Origin of the sequence: Pseudomonas urethralis (assembly GCF_021602465.1) — a bacterium.
GTDB lineage: Bacteria > Pseudomonadota > Gammaproteobacteria > Pseudomonadales > Pseudomonadaceae > Aquipseudomonas > Aquipseudomonas vlassakiae.
Genome location: NZ_BQIJ01000008.1, coordinates 73,476 through 88,585 on the forward strand (window position 1 = coordinate 73,476; position 15,110 = coordinate 88,585).

At 56.3% G+C, this 15,110-nt stretch carries 11 protein-coding genes and 1 pseudogene; all 12 read right to left on the minus strand.

Annotation, left to right across the window (positions count from 1 at the left end; genetic code table 11):
* Positions 1 to 35: 35 nt before the first annotated feature.
* On the minus strand, positions 36 to 1,211 hold the full coding sequence (locus L6D64_RS15020; RefSeq protein ID WP_176507247.1) for a M20 aminoacylase family protein: 1,176 nt from the start codon (positions 1,209 to 1,211) through the stop codon (positions 36 to 38).
* Between the two features lie 142 nt (positions 1,212 to 1,353).
* A complete protein-coding gene (locus L6D64_RS15025; RefSeq protein WP_176507248.1) occupies positions 1,354 to 1,704 on the minus strand; it encodes a hypothetical protein in 351 nt (116 codons plus the stop codon).
* Between the two features lie 392 nt (positions 1,705 to 2,096).
* Positions 2,097 to 2,738, minus strand: coding sequence for a hypothetical protein (locus L6D64_RS15030; RefSeq protein WP_236192487.1), 642 nt, complete (start codon positions 2,736 to 2,738; stop codon positions 2,097 to 2,099).
* On the minus strand, positions 2,735 to 3,088 hold the full coding sequence (locus L6D64_RS15035) for an AHH domain-containing protein (protein ID WP_236192488.1): 354 nt from the start codon (positions 3,086 to 3,088) through the stop codon (positions 2,735 to 2,737). Before L6D64_RS15035 ends, L6D64_RS15030 begins: the two co-directional genes overlap by 4 nt.
* Before the next feature lie 72 nt (positions 3,089 to 3,160).
* Positions 3,161 to 4,312 (minus strand): annotated as a pseudogene (locus tag L6D64_RS15040) (RHS repeat-associated core domain-containing protein); the annotation flags it as partial.
* Positions 4,313 to 4,410: 98 nt separating this feature from the next.
* Positions 4,411 to 4,842, minus strand: coding sequence for an NTF2 fold immunity protein (locus tag L6D64_RS15045; RefSeq protein WP_176507250.1), 432 nt, complete (start codon positions 4,840 to 4,842; stop codon positions 4,411 to 4,413).
* Position 4,843: 1 nt separating this feature from the next.
* A complete protein-coding gene (locus L6D64_RS15050) occupies positions 4,844 to 7,090 on the minus strand; it encodes an RHS repeat-associated core domain-containing protein (RefSeq protein WP_236192490.1) in 2,247 nt (748 codons plus the stop codon).
* Between the two features lie 404 nt (positions 7,091 to 7,494).
* Positions 7,495 to 7,932, minus strand: a complete 438-nt coding sequence (locus L6D64_RS15055; protein WP_176507251.1) for an NTF2 fold immunity protein — start codon at positions 7,930 to 7,932, stop codon at positions 7,495 to 7,497.
* Positions 7,910 to 12,136, minus strand: coding sequence for an RHS repeat-associated core domain-containing protein (locus tag L6D64_RS15060; protein ID WP_176507252.1), 4,227 nt, complete (start codon positions 12,134 to 12,136; stop codon positions 7,910 to 7,912). The genes L6D64_RS15055 and L6D64_RS15060 overlap by 23 nt, the downstream gene beginning before the upstream one ends.
* A gap of 4 nt (positions 12,137 to 12,140) precedes the next feature.
* Positions 12,141 to 12,602 carry a DcrB-related protein gene (locus tag L6D64_RS15065; protein WP_054886857.1) on the minus strand — a complete coding sequence of 154 codons (462 nt, stop codon included), beginning with the start codon at positions 12,600 to 12,602 and terminating at the stop codon, positions 12,141 to 12,143.
* A 39-nt stretch (positions 12,603 to 12,641) separates the two neighbouring features.
* The gene (locus L6D64_RS15070) at positions 12,642 to 13,229 is read right to left on the minus strand and encodes a hypothetical protein (RefSeq protein ID WP_176507253.1); all 588 of its coding nucleotides are present in this window, start codon (positions 13,227 to 13,229) and stop codon (positions 12,642 to 12,644) included.
* Positions 13,230 to 13,240: 11 nt separating this feature from the next.
* Complete coding sequence (locus L6D64_RS15075; RefSeq protein WP_176507254.1) at positions 13,241 to 15,091, minus strand: type VI secretion system Vgr family protein; 1,851 nt, start codon at positions 15,089 to 15,091, stop codon at positions 13,241 to 13,243.
* Between the last annotated feature and the right edge of the window lie 19 nt (positions 15,092 to 15,110).

Consider the following 15,110-nt stretch of genomic DNA (forward strand, 5'->3'; position numbering starts at 1 on the left):
CCCGGGTTCCAGCGGCAGTCGTCAATACAGCCAGGTCAGGCCGGCTTGAGCCAGCTCTCGGCCAGCGCACCCCAGTAGGCGGCGCCGGTCAGCAGGATGTCGTCGTTGAAGTCATAGGCCGGGTTGTGCACCATTGGCCGCTGCACCCCATTGCCGATGAACAGGTAGGCGCCGGGGCAGCGTTGCAGCATCCAGGCAAAGTCCTCGCTGCCCATCAGCTTGCGGGTGTTGCCATCGACCTTGTCGGCGCCCAGCAGCGCTTCGCCGACCTGTTGGGCAAAGGCGTTTTCTGCAGCATGGTTGACCAGCACCGGGTACGCCGGCCGGTGCTCGATGCTGGCCGTGCAGCCAAAGCTCTCGGCCTGGCTGACGATGATCGCCCGCACCCGCTCCAGGGTCTGCGCCCGCACCCGAGCATCCAGCGCCCGCAGGCTCAGGCGCAGCAGCGCCTGTTGCGGAATCACGTTGGCCGCCTCGCCCGCCTGCAGCGCGCCGACCGTGACCACCGCCGCCTCCTGGGCATCGATGTTGCGCGCCACAACCGTCTGCAACGCCATCACCACACTGGCCGCCGCCACCAGCGGGTCGACCGTCAGGTGCGGCATCGAACCATGCCCGCCAACGCCCTCGAGGGTGACGGTCAGCAGGTCCTGCGAGGCCATCATCGGCCCCTCGCGAAAGCCCAGGTGGCCTGCCGGCAGCCCCGGCATGTTGTGCATGCCGAACAGTGCGTCACAAGGGAAGCGCTCCAGCAGCCCATCGGCGAGCATCGCCTCGGCCCCGCCCTGGCCCTCCTCGGCCGGCTGAAAGATCAGCGTCAACGTGCCATCGAACTGCCGTGTAGCCGCCAGGTAGCGCGCCGCCCCCAGCAACATGGTGGTGTGGCCGTCGTGGCCGCAGGCGTGCATGCAGCCTTGGTGGCGGCTGCTGTAGGCGGCACCGGTTGCCTCGTGGATCGGCAGCGCGTCCATGTCGGCGCGCAGGCCCAGCTTGCGCGGGCTGCTGCCGTTGCGCAGTACACCGACCACACCGGTCTTGCCGATGCCGGTGTGCACCTCATAGCCCCACTGCTGCAGCAGCGTGGCGACCAGGGCCGAGGTGCGGCTTTCTTTGAAACCGAGTTCGGGGTGGGCGTGGATATCGTGGCGGATGGCGTGCAGGTCGCTGGCCACCTCGTTGAGCCAGGCCAGGATGTGCTGGTGTTGCTGCATGGGGAATCTCCTCGCGCGGGTGGAGCCCGTTCTTGTTGTTCGCTTTGAGATCACGACGGGGAAGGCAGGTCGTGCTAGGCGACAGATAAACGCGAGTGGCGAGGGAGTACAAACGAATGTGGTTCCGCGTAGTGGAACCACCTTAGAAGAGGTGATTGTAGAGTGCGTAACCGCCCGCCAGTACCCAGAGGCACAAGATGATCATCGACAGGCTCCGTCCGTCATAGATATGACTCCACGGCACCACATGGACCAGCTTCTCAGGCGGTACGCTTTTCAGGTAACGGTGGCGGATGATGAAGTAGAGGATGCTGATCACGGGGTAGATGAAGATGGCGATCATCGCGGCACGCAGGCCACCCACAAGCGCCAGGAACGCTGGAGTGAACAGGTAGGCGCACTTTACCCAGAAATCCATTTCCACGAGGTGGTCGTGGACCTCATCGCCGGGGTGCGGTGGTTTTTTCTTGCGTTTCGTCGTCCTTGCGAGCATTTGAAACTCCATTGAATTCAGATCAAATCGATCACTAAACGATCCAGCATAGGCATCAATTCTGACAGAACGGCTTCATCACCCTCTAGGCACCTAAGTTGACCCCAGAATACTTTAGCATCATGACCTACTGCATTCATTTAAGGGGCTTTATTTAAAAGGCCGCTGGATACTAGAAAATAACACCTTCTTAGATGGGGCCCAGTTAACCCCTGCCTCTCGATAGCCTTAATACGAACAGTGCTTTTTTCGGGATGACTTACTATTCCGCAAAGTTTATAGCGGTAAATAAAATCCAAATCAGCATCTGGAGACAAGCTATCTTTAATTACCCGTGCAACCAATATTGGAGTAACTATCAGATAGCTCGATGAGCTTTGCGACAGTGCTAGCTATAGCTCGTCAAAGTCTGACCATGGATCATACCTATAATTTTCATCCACCGGAACGAATGAAATTCCTTTCAATTCCTTCCCAGCCGATTTAAATCTATCACTGCAAAAAATCTGCAGCGCTTCCTGACAACGAAATATATCACTTTTTATACCTGGCAAAACCACAAACGAATCTATCTTTTCAATAGTAACCTCGCCGGGATATAATGGACTCGCAATGACACTTCCGGTTTCTAAGTCCTTCGCAGCCTCATAGATAGATGACGCCTTGTCTAAAACAGGCAAGCTTTCACCCGGCAAGAAAATAAAATACTCATCTTTTCTGACCTTATCGCCAAGTGATATATCGAGAGGAATAGCCCTGTAGCGCGCACCTAATAAATCACAAACCCCCAAAAACTTTCGCGAAACATACGTCACGCTAACCTGATAAAAATCGAAATCCAGAATATCGATATCAATACTCGAATCCGAAAGAGCAAGATGATATGAATTTTTTATTTCCAACTGCTCAGGATGACATTCATAGGGGGACCACTCAAATCTATCGTGATTAAAAAAACCCGTCAAATTATCTGGGCACCCCGCATCCGCACAGTTATACTGCATTGCATAAAACTTATTTGCTTCAAGACTCATAACAATCGCCCCGTGATTGCATCCACAATAAATTTATTCGCTTCAAGTCCCTCTCTAGCGAAATTTTGAATCTTCCCAATACCCAAGGCTAGTTGCGTATCAGAAATAGCTCCTGCCTCGAAGTATGAATTTAGCTTAGCCACTTTCGCTTCATCTACAGCTGTATACTTACCGTGATTTGACCAATGCCCAGGCAAATTAATTCGCTGCGTTAGTGTTTTGCTGCCAGGTAGAAATATTCCGTTTGACGCCCCACCCCCGTTGAAGCCCATAGACTTAAGTCTGTCAAACATTCTAGCGAACTGTGGATTGCTCAGGACCTCCTCCGGAATCAGGTGATGGTTCGCCATCCCATCTCCTTTCCTGGCCCCCATGCTATTACCCAACTTCGTCGAGCACCATCCCAACGGGTCGATTTCTTAAGCAGGATTTGCAGCGTATGAATAGACGTTAGTACCACCTGCAAGCCCTATCGGATCTTGCGACAGAAACCGTCCTACCTCAGCGTCGTAAAAACGGAACGTATTGTAGTGAAGCCCTGTTTCAGAGTCGAAATATTGCCCTTGAAAGCGCAGACTCTGATCGACTTCCCTAACGGCCAACTGCTCTACAGAACCCCACGAACGATACGACGCCTGCCAAACAATCGTGCCATCACTGCCCGTCAGTTCCAGCGGCGTACCAATCTGGTCGGTATGGAAGTAGTAGAGTTTCTGCTCTTGACCCTCAGCCTGATCTACCCGCGCCAACGGCGCATAGCTACCCGGCTCATACACATACAAGATGCTCCGCCCTGGCGTCTCCTCCCGCAGCATCCTCAAGCCTTGCCACAGGAAGCGCTTCTGCTCGACTACGCCGTTGATTTCCGCCTGCTTGGCTACCCGCCGCCCGAGGCTGTCATACCGGTACTGCGCGGTACTCTCCAGCTTGCCATTGACCACTGTTTCCGCCCGAACCAGCCGGTTCTCGCAGTCATAGGTAAAGGTCTGCAGCTTGCTGTGCCCCGAGCGCTTCTCGATCAGGTTGCCCCAAGGGTCGTAGCGGTACTCCTAGTCCCGCCACTGCCTGATCCGGTTGTCCCTGACCTTGTCAAACTGACGGGCATTGAAGTCCAGGCGGTTGGCTGCCGGGTCGTAGCGGAACTCTTCGCTGCCCACCAGCGAGCCGGTATCGCGACTGCGCAACTGGCCGTTGGCTTCGTACTCGTACTTGATCTCGCCCCGCAGCTTGTCGAGGGTGCGCACCAACTCTCCAGCCGGGTCGTACTGGTAACGGCGGTGAATCGGGTTGTAGGCATGGTCCACCAGCAAAGAGGTGTTGATGCCGGTGTTGTGCACCTGCGAGAGCTTGTCCGCGGGCAAGGTCGAGGCGAACTGCCAGGCCTTGCGTCCCATCGCATCGTAGCCAAAGCAGTTGGTGAGCTTGCCCTGGGTGCGGTAGACCTCACGGTGCAGGTCATCACGCTCCATATCGCTGATCACCTGCCCGTCCAGGTTCAACTGGTGCAGGTGCCCGCTGCCGTAGTACAGGTGCTTCAGCTTGCGGCCATCCGGCAGGGTCAGTGTGGTCAGATGCTGAGGACATCTCACTCATAGTCCACTGCACCGCTTGGCTCAACTCCTAAGTAAGTCCTCCGGGCAGGTCGCTGTTCAGCAATGGCAACTTAGCAGATTCACAATGGAGCACGGCGCCACTTTTCATCAAAACTCAATATTTCTTTCTTTTTTACTTTCCACTCACCCTCTTTAAGTATCAAGTGAATTTTCGAAGTTGTTTCAGCGCCTTTGACTTGCTGAACCTGCACGGTTAGACCTTTTTCATCGCCGCCCAGGACTTTAACTTCATCGACATCAGGATCGTAGGTTGCAGGCTTTGTGCAGCCTAAATCTATAAGGCGACCGTAATTAAACTTGTCCCTCATAACATACTTACTAAGGATCAACTCTAATTTCTGCGCATATTCCTCCTTTAACTTTGGATCATCAACTCCTTCACTGAGGGCTTGTTTTCGCCTATCAAAAAAATCTACCTCCCATACTTTCATCTCTTCCATGAACGCGACAAGAGCTTTCGGCACATCTTCTGAAATATTTTTTCTTGACATATTAATTTCCAAAAATTCCCTCAAGTATTTTTTCACCCTGATGGAAAACATCATAGGTTATAGATGTGGGGCGGGTACCACCGTTACCATATATGAAGTTTAGTTCAACATCCACAGCGCCTTTTTTCTGAACCAAGTTTGCAACCTGAGATTCGAAAGCTCTGAATTGGCCACGATTTATGCCTTTTAATTGAGGGAAGACGCCATCTTTCCCTCCGGAACCACCTAAGAGCTTACCAATGATGTGTCCAGCATCATCATCGGAATTGCCCATCATTCTGGCCCATGCTCTCGAGGACTGATTGGTTGCCGTGCCAGACTTCAGATCACCTTTTGTGATTGTAGCAGTCGCTTTCAATGGCTGACCCGCCACTCCCCTTGTGACATTGGTCGTGACACACCATCCTAATGGGTCAAGCCAACCAGTCGAGCTAGGTGCGTAACTATATAGGTTGAATCCTCCAAACAAACCAATTGGATCTTGTGTGATAAATCTCGCGAGAGCGGGATCATAATAGCGGAACGTATTGTAGTGAAGCCCTGTTTCAGAGTCGAAGTACTGCCCCTGGAAGCGCAGATTCTGCTCCACTTCATCGACAGCCAGATGTTCCACTGCCCCCCACGAACGATAGCTCGCCTGCCAAACGATCTGCCCGTCGCTATCCGTCAGTTCCAGCGGCGTACCAATCTGGTCCGTATGGAAGTAATAAAGTTTCTGTTCTTCCCCTTCCGCCTGGTCTACCCGCGCCAACGGCGCATAGCTACCCGGCTCATACAGGTACAGGATGTTCTGCCCAGGCGCCTCTTCCCGCAGCATCCTCAAGCCTTGCCACAGGAAGCGCTTCTGCTCGACTACGCCGTTGATTTCCGCCTGCTTGGCTACCCGCCGCCCTAGACTGTCATACCGGTACTGCCCGGTACTCTCCAGCTTGCCATTGACCACTGTCTCAGCCCGAACCAGCCGGTTCTCGCAGTCATAGGCAAAGGTCTGCAGCTTGCTGTGCCCCGAGCGCTTCTCGATCAGGTTGCCCCAAGGATCGTAGCGATACTCCTGGTCCCGCCACTGCTTGATACGGTTGTCCCTGACCTTGTCAAACTGACGGGCATTGAAGTCCAGCCGGTTCGCCGCCGGGTCGTAGCGGAATTCTTCGCTGCCTACCAGCGAGCCGGTATCCCGACTGCGCAACTGGCCGTTGGCTTCGTACTCGTACTTGATCTCGCCTCGCAGCTTGTCGAGGGTGCGCACGAGTTCTCCGGCCGGGTCGTACTGGTAACGGCGGTGAATCGGATTGTAGGCATGCTCCACCAGCAACGAGGTGTTGATGCCGGTGTTGTGTACCTGCGAGAGCTTGTCGGCAGGCAAGGTCGAGGCAAACTGCCAGGCCTTGCGCCCCATCGCGTCGTAACCGAAGCAGCTGGTGAGCTTGCCCTGGGTCCGGTAGACCTCACGGTGCAGGTCGTCGCGCTCCATATCGCTGATCACCTGGCCGTCCAGGTTCAACTGGTGCAGGTGCCCGCTGCCGTAGTACAGGTGATTGACCTTGCGGCCATCCGGCAGCGTCAGCGTGGTCAGGTTGCTCAGCGGGTCGTACTCGTAGCCCAGTGTCCCATCGGGCGTGATCTCTTGGGTCAACCGCCCCAGCAAGTCGTAGGCGTACTCCAGCTTTTCCTTGGTCACGCCAAGCTGCTTGCCGATTCCGCTCGGGTGCCGCTCGATGCTCAGTAACCGGTCACCGTCGTCATAGGTGAACCGCTGCTCAGCATCGCGATTGAGCTTGGCGATCAGGCGACCAATGGTGTCGCGCTCGAACAGCGTATGCCGCTCCGGGCGCTCGGCGTTTTCGCCGTAGCCGATTTCATCCAGCCGGACCAAATGACCACCGACGTTGTAGCTGAAGCGCCGGGTCAGGTTATCCACCCGCACTTCCTCGCTCAGCCGGTCCGAGGCGTCGTAGGCAAAGCTGTAGGTCGCGTTGTTCTCGTTGACCAGCGCGGTCAGGCGCACGGCCTTGTCATACTCGTAGCGAACCCGCTGGCCCTTGGCATCTTGACGGCTGCTCGGCAGGCCGCGCGCGGTGCGCATCAGGCGGATGGTCTGGCCCTTGCCGTCGGTGTGGCTGAGCACCTGGCCGTAGACGTTATAGGTAAAGGTTTCGGCGGTGCCGTCCGGGTGAGTGATGCGCAGTACCTCGCCGTCCGGCTTGCGCTTCACCGAGGTGGTCTGGTTCAGCGCATCGGTCACGGCCACCAGGTGATGGCGCTCGTCATAGCGGTAATAGGTGCTCTTGCCTGAGCAGTCCTGGTAGCGCTCGACCTGGGCCAGGGTGTTCCACCACAGGTACTTGGACTTGTAGGTCGCATCGATGATGGTGTGCGGCAGGCCATCGTCGCTGTTGGGGTACTGAGTCTTGTGGCCAGCGGGTGGATTTCATCGATCAGGCGGGAGAATTTGTCGTAACTGAATCTCAGGTTTTGCTGTGGGAAAGGTTAAAACGACGAAAAAATCAATGCGAAGGCCCCCAAGTATTAATCATCAAAATCGAGGGGCGAGACGACTGAGTCAAAGTTGGCAATCGCCTCTAAACATTTCTTATTAAAGAACCCCAGCAACACCAAACTTTCCTGAAACCAAACCGAGCTTTGAATCAATTCTCAGACATAAGTTTTTTGCCATTTTTGCCCATGCTGCAAGTCCCGACCTGAAATCATAAATTCACCATCACTTACAACAAAGTTCAATCGAAACGCAGCAGCCAGACCTTTCGTCTTTCTTATAATAACACTAACCTTTTTTTCACTTCTATCGATTACCTCGATCCGATCATTTACCTCATCGTATTCAGGATATCGACCACAAACCAAATTTTCTACTCTGTCGTAATTTCTCCCGCCTTCAAGCACATACTGGCGAAAAATCTTCAAAAGGTCCTTACGCATGGTTTCCTCAAGCTCCGTTTCCGACAAGTCACCATCAAAGGCGTCGATGCTTTTTTGATAGTATGCCAGTTCCCAGTTATACATTTCATGCATAAACCCCTTCAGAACCTTGCCAAACTCTTCATCCAGATCAGTTGCTGAATATTTTTCCATCTACGAGATCCCCATTCCTGAACACATTATAAATTACTTTTGTTGGCCTTGTGCCACCGGCACCGTATTTAAATACGAGCTCGACATCAACAGGCCCATTATCGAAGACGTCTTTTGCGATTTGTTTTTCAAAATCCCTAAACAAGCCACGATTGACTTTAGACAGCTGAGGGAACACTCCTTCCTTCCCTCCGGAACCTCCTAAGAGCTTACCAATAATGTGTCCAGCATCATCATCGGAATTGCCCATCATTCGGGCCCAAGCCCTTGAGGACTGATTGGTAGCCGTACCTGTTTTTAGGTCATTTTTCGTGATAGTAGCAGTTGCCCTCAAGGGCTGGCCTGCCGCTCCCCTTGTCACATTAGTGTTGACACACCATCCTAAAGGATCAAGCCATCCCGTGGAATTAGGAGCATAACTGTAAAGGTTGAAACCGCCCAGTAGCCCGATAGGATCCTGAGTGGTAAACCGGGCCACCTCAGGGTCATAGTAACGGAAGGTATTATAATGCAACCCCGTTTCAACATCTCGGTATTGGCCCGGAAACCTTAGATTCTGCGTGATCTCTTGAATCGTTAGGTTCTCTATTGCCCCCCACGAACGATACGAAGCCTGCCAAACAATCGTGCCATCACTGTCCGTCAGTTCCAGCGGCGTACCAATCTGGTCGGTATGGAAGTAGTAGAGTTTCTGTTCTTGACCCTCAGCCTGGTCTACCCGCGCCAACGGTGCATAGCTACCCGGCTCATACAGGTACAGGATGTTCTGCCCAGGCGCCTCTTCCCGCAGCATCCTCAAGCCTTGCCACAGGAAGCGCTTCTGCTCGACTACGCCGTTGATTTCCGCCTGCTTGGCTACCCGCCGCCCGAGGCTGTCATACCGGTACTGCCCGGTACTCTCCAGCTTGCCATTGACCACTGTTTCCGCCCGAACCAGCCGGTTTTCGCAGTCATAGGCAAAGGTCTGCAGCTTGCTGTGCCCAGAGCGCTTCTCGATCAGGTTACCCCAAGGATCGTAGCGATACTCCTGGTCCCGCCACTGCTTGATCCGGTTGTCCCTGACCTTGTCAAACTGACGGGCATTGAAGTCCAGCCGGTTCGCCGCCGGGTCGTAGCGGAACTCTTCACTACCCACCAGCGAGCCGGTATCCCGGCTGCGCAACTGGCCGTTGGCTTCGTACTCGTACTTGATCTCGCCTCGCAGCTTGTCGAGGGTGCGCACCAGTTCTCCGGCCGGGTCGTACTGGTAGCGGCGGTGAATCGGGTTGTACGCGTGCTCCACCAACAGCGAGGTGTTAATGCCGGTGTTGTGCACCTGTGAAAGCTTGTCGGCAGGCAAGGTCGAGGCAAACTGCCAGGCCTTGCGCCCCATCGCGTCGTAACCGAAGCAGCTGGTGAGCTTGCCCTGGGTGCGGTAAACCTCCCGGTGCAGGTCATCACGCTCCATGTCGCTGATCACCTGCCCGTCCAGATTCAACTGGTGCAGGTGTCCGCTGCCGTAGTACAGGTGGTTCAGTTTGCGGCCATCCGGCAGGGTCAATGTGGTCAGGTTGCTGAGGGCATCGTACTCATAATCCAGCGCGCCGCTCGGGCTCAGCTCTTGTGTCAGTCGGCCTAAAAGGTCATAGCTGTAGCCGAGCTTTTCCTCGGTGATGCCCAGCTGTTTGCCAGTAGGCGTCGGCTGGCGCTGAATGCTCAGCAAGCGGTCAGCGTCGTCGTAGGCGAAGTCTTGCCGCGCATCGCGGTTGACCTTGGCCAGTAACCGGCCAATGGCGTCGCGCTCGAACAGCGTGCTGCGCTCGGGGCGCTCACCGTTTTCGCCGTAGCCGATTTCGTCCAGCCGGACCAGATGCCCGCCAGCGTCGTAAGTAAAGCGCCGGGTCAGATTGTCGACCCGCACTTCTTCGCTCAGGCGGTCCGATGCGTCGTAGGCGAAGCGGTAGGCTGCGCTGTTTTCGTTGACCAGCGCGGTCAGGCGCAGGGCCTTGTCGTACTCATAGCGTACCCACTCGCCCTTGGCATCCTGACGGCTGCTCGGCAGGCCACGTGACGTGCGTTGCAGGCGGGTGGTCTGGCCTTTGCCATCGGTGTGGGTCAGCACCTGGCCCAGGGTGTTGTAGGTAAAAGTCTCCGCAGTGCCGTCCGGGTGGTTGATACGCAGTACTTCGCCGTCCGGTTTGCGCTCCAGCGAGGTGGTCTGGTTCAGTGCATCGGTCACTGCGACGAGGTGCTGACGCTCGTCATAACGGTAGTAGGTGCTTTTGCCCGAGCAGTCCTGGAAACGTTCGACCTGGGCATAGGCGTTCCACCACAGGTACTTGGATTTGAAATTGGCATCGACGATTGTGTGCGGCAGGCCGTCATCGCTGTTGAAGTACTGGGTTTTGTGGCCCAGCGGGTCGATCTCGGTGATCAGGTTGCCTTTGTCGTCGTAACGAGACTGCCAGACGCTACCGTCGGGGAAGCGGGTTTCGGTGACCAGTGGTGTAGCAAGGTGATACTTGTAGGTGATCTTGCGGCCCAGTGGGTCGGTTTCCTCGATCAGCCGGGAGAAGTCGTCGTACTTGAGCGCCAGGTGGTTGCCATCGGGCAGATCGATGCCGATCAGGTTTCCGGTTGCGTCGAAATCCATGCCGTAGCGCTCACCGCCGAAGTCGCGACTGGCGATGACGCGTTTGTCTTCGTTGTACTGGATTTCCAGTTCGCGGCCCAGCACGTCGGTTGCCCAACTGGTGCGTTTGGCCGGGTCGTAACGGAAGTGATAATGCTCGCCGTCGCTGGTCCAGTGCTCGGCCACCCGTGGTTTGCCGCCCTGGGTTTCCCAGCGGTACTCGCAGATCAGGCCCAAGGCATTGCTGTGCCGGATCATGAGGTGTTCGGCATAGCTGAAATGGCGAACAGAGTCGCCATTGCGGTTGATCACTTCAGCGAGCTGGCCGTTATCGTCATAGCGGTAGCGCACCAGCGTTTCGACAGCGGTGTCATCGACCACGCGCTTGACGTCCGTCAAACGCCCAAGCGGGTTGTCATAGTGCAGGTGGACACGCACGGCCCCTGGCGCGGTGATATCCGTGAGCCGCCCTTCGGCGCTGTAGGTAAAGTGCAGGTAATGGCCCAGCGCATTTTCCAGGCGCTGCAAAGGCACACGGGTATTGCCGTCCGGTACTTCACCAAAGTAGAAGAACAGGTTGTCGAGCGTCTGCAGAAGATAGTGGCCGCCCTCGGTACGCACGAGGTGGATGCGCTCGTTGGGATTGTAGATGCTTTCGCCTGGCTCCAGATCGACGAATGGGACGCTGCGCCCCTGGTTGTCGGTTAGATAGACGAACCCGCCGCTACGACGCAGGCTTTGCTCCCAAGGCAAGATCCAGCCCTGGCCCAGTGCACTGTCGACGGTAAGGTCGCTGGCATAAAACCGCGACCACTCGATAGGCATCAGGCCAGGCAATACGAAGTCTGTTTCATTGGCCAGCAGTTTGCGGCCGGTGGTCATGTCCACCGGATTACCGGTAAAGCCCTCGATCGCCCGACCAACAGCTGGGCCGATGATGAAGCGCCCTGCGAGATAGCTGGCTGCAATGGTAGCGCCGGTCTGAAGTGCACACGGGCCAGCGGCCTTGAGGCCGGCCTGAAGCCCCAGGCGGCCGACCGCCAGTACCGATCGCCCCATCGAGGCAACGATCATCAACACATCGACGGTGACGCGTAGCCATTCCGGTACTTCATCATCCACGGGCAGGTACCGCTGAGTACCGCCACCGATGTAGACGTTGTTCGAACCGCCCGATATCTTCGCGCCGCACGTCAGCTTGTCACCTTTACGGGCCGCTGCAACGCCATTGATGAATACGTTGCTGGAGCCTTCTGCAACCAGTACCGGCGCCGGATGCTTGTCACATTTGGCGGTACTCAATGTGGCGTGGGCCGCATTGCGATTGTTGATGAATACATCTGTCGAACAACCGGGCAGCTCTATCTGTCCAGCGGGCGAACTGAACATCGAGCCTATCTTCTCGCCCAACATTGGCAGCATGCCGGCACCGATACCGATCACCGCCCCCAGCAAGAAGCCGCCGAGGCCGGCGGTGCAGATGGTGAAGGCAGCAGCCGTAGCGATCGCCAGGCCAATCACTGCCCCAGCAAGAAAACCTGCCAGGGCACTGGTGTGTTCAATCTCGTCGTGCAGCCGCGCAGCCTCGAACATAGGTTCAACCCTGCGTGGTGTTTTCTGGGGAGCTTGGTTGGCGTGGTTCGAAGCTGTTCAACAGCCCAAGCCAACTGTCGTTCTGCTTGCCATCGAAGTCGGCCTGACTGGTCGTGGAGAACACCAGAATGCGCCCAGGCGCGACCTCGAAAGCCGCCTGCCGTTGATAGACCGGCCTGCCATCCTTGAGGTAGTAGCCATCGACCTGAATACCTGCCTGGGGCTGGCTGGAAGACAGGCTGGCGGGCTTCTTGCCGAGGATGGTGTAGCCGCGCAATTTGGATGCGATCAGCTTCACCTGACGCTCGATATAGGCCTTGAGGTCCTCCCCGGGCATCAGGTTGTCACGCGAGAGCGTAATGTTCAGCGGGGCTGGGATACTGTCTCCCAGGATAAACATGTTGACTGTTCGATCCTGGAAGCCTTCCGGCAACGTGATAGATCCTTCCTGCAGCTGATAGTCCATTGTCTGAATGTTCCATGAAAACGTGAAAAGATTTGAACCTTACTGAGCGGTCATACCAGCCAGCATGGCGTCGAATGCGATGAGCCAATCGGCCAGTTGTGGTTGGTCCGGGTTGATTACCGTAGACACGTTCAGCCACTGCCGTTTGTTGCCGTCTGCAGAAGCGATGATCGTGCACACGGCGCGACCGTGCCGGCGCTCCTGGCCTGCATTGAACTGGTAGTCGAGGCTGATCGCAGGGTGGCCAGCCAACAAGGCTTCGGCTTGACGCACCGGGATCAGTTCTGCATGTCGCTCGCACAGTTTTTTGATAAACAACTCGACCGCATTATCAAGTTCAAGCCCATCAGGCGCAGGGCGGCGGCGGGCGCTGAATTGCACATGGCAACCGGCAAACTCCAGCGTGGTGTCGATATCACGAAAAGCGAAACCTTGAGGCATGAGCATGTTCAAGCCTGCAATACGCAATGCGTTCTGCTCTGCCTCCATCAGCAGTGGCTGTGGCGGTGGAGCAGCCTCTACCGTAGCTTGCGCCTCAATGCGCGCTTCCTCGGCCTGCTGCCGGGCAAGCGCCTCGGCGGCCTCTCGCCTCTGCGAGAGCCTGTCGTAGATGTTTCCCCTGATCATCACGCTACGCCCTACTCGTTGATGTCGACCCGGTCACCTTTGACAAAGGTGTTCTTGCCCAGAATGTCGATGCTGTCTGCTTCGATGGTGATGCCGTCCGGTTTGAGAGTTATCTTGCTAGTGCCGACCTGGAGCAGGATGCTCTCTTTGGCGCTCACCTGGATGAACTTGTTGTCCACCTGCAAGGTGTAAGCCCCCTCCTTGACGTTCACCACCGTATCTTTCTTGATGATTTCCGTGTGCGCCCCACCGACCGTGATCGTCCGGTTGTTCCCCACATCATGGGTCTCATCCAGCTCGATCTCGGTATCCATGTTGCGCTCGGCGTGCATGATGATCTGCTCGGCGCCGGCCTTGTCCTCGAAGCGGAAGAAGTTGGCGGTACCGCCATCACCCTTCATCGAGCGGGTCAGGAAACCGCTCTGGGTCTTGTTCGCCGGCAGCGACCATGGCGGGGTATTGGTGCTGTTGTACAGGCTGCCCATGATCAGCGGGCGGTCCGGGTTGCCGTCGAGGAAAACCACGACCACTTCGTCGCCTACGCGTGGGATCAGAATACTGCCGAAGCCACCGCTGGCACCGGATTGGGCCACGCGTACCCAGCAGGAACTCTGGTCGTTGAACTCGCCATTGCGGTCCCAGTGAAACTGCAATTTCACCCGGCCCAGTTCATCGGTGTAGATCTCTTCGCCGGGAGGGCCGACGACGATGGCTGTCTGCGGCCCGCTGATGCCCGCCCTGGGCGTGTTCAATGCAGGGCGGAACGGAATTTTCCGGCGAATGCAGCTGAAGCCGTTGCGGTAACCTGCTTCACCCTCGTTGGTGTAGTTGTTCTGCCCCCAGTGGGTAACCGAAAGCAGCAGAAACTGCCGGTCATCCGGGGCATCATTGTCGTGATCGTAATGCTGGCTCAGTTCAAAGTAGTGGCCAGGCTCCATGGCGCGACAGTTGCTCTCGCCATGGAACGTCTTGCCGTCCACTTCCATCGCCTCCAGCCGACGCCGCGCCTTGCGCACGCCTTCATCGGCGTCGGCGTAGCCGTAGAGGCCTTCGTATTCGAAGACTTCGTACTGGCCGACCTCGCCCTGCTGGTTGACGGAATTCAACTGCACCAGGTGCGGGTTGCCCGGTTGCTTGTAGTCGAACGATTTCAAGGCCAGGCGCGTTGGTTGCATCCGCCGCGCGGAAGACCATTTGGTGATCGAGTCTGCGGTTTCGGTGACTGAAGCACTGTGGTAACGAATCAGCGGTTGGCGCTCGAGCTGCGGAAGCATGCTGCTGTCATCGCTGATGATCATGCGATGGCCTTCCTGGGAATGCTCGAAGGTGAAAAACAGCCCTTCCTGCTCGAGCAAGCGCAACACGAAGTTGAGGTCCGATTCCTGGTACTGGGTGCAGTAGCTGATCGGTTTGAGCGGCTGGCTCAGGCGGAACTCGTACTCGGCCAGGGTCAGGTAGTACGCAAAGACGTCCTTGACGATTTGCTCGGTGGTTTTGTCCTGGAATATACGCGAGTCGCGGCGACGGCTGAGGATCCATATCCACGGCACGAGTTCGGCAGTGTAATTGGCAATGCCGCCGTCGGCACCCGTATGAACGAAGTCCGACACGTGCGCACTGATATAGCGTGTGCTGCCATCAGCCAGCGCGATCCCTACCGTCACTTTCTTGCCGATGAGCTTCTTCAGCTCGATGCGCGCATCCTGGGAAATCAGCTGTACCTGAAAACTGAACAGCTCCGAAATCGCCTCGCGGCCGCTGAAGCTCAGCAGTTGCAGTTCTTGTTCGGGAGGCAACGGCGAGTCGAAGGTAAACAGACGTTGATGCTGCGTAAGGATCGATTCGAGGGCGTCCGTAATCATGTCAATGCATCCTGCACCA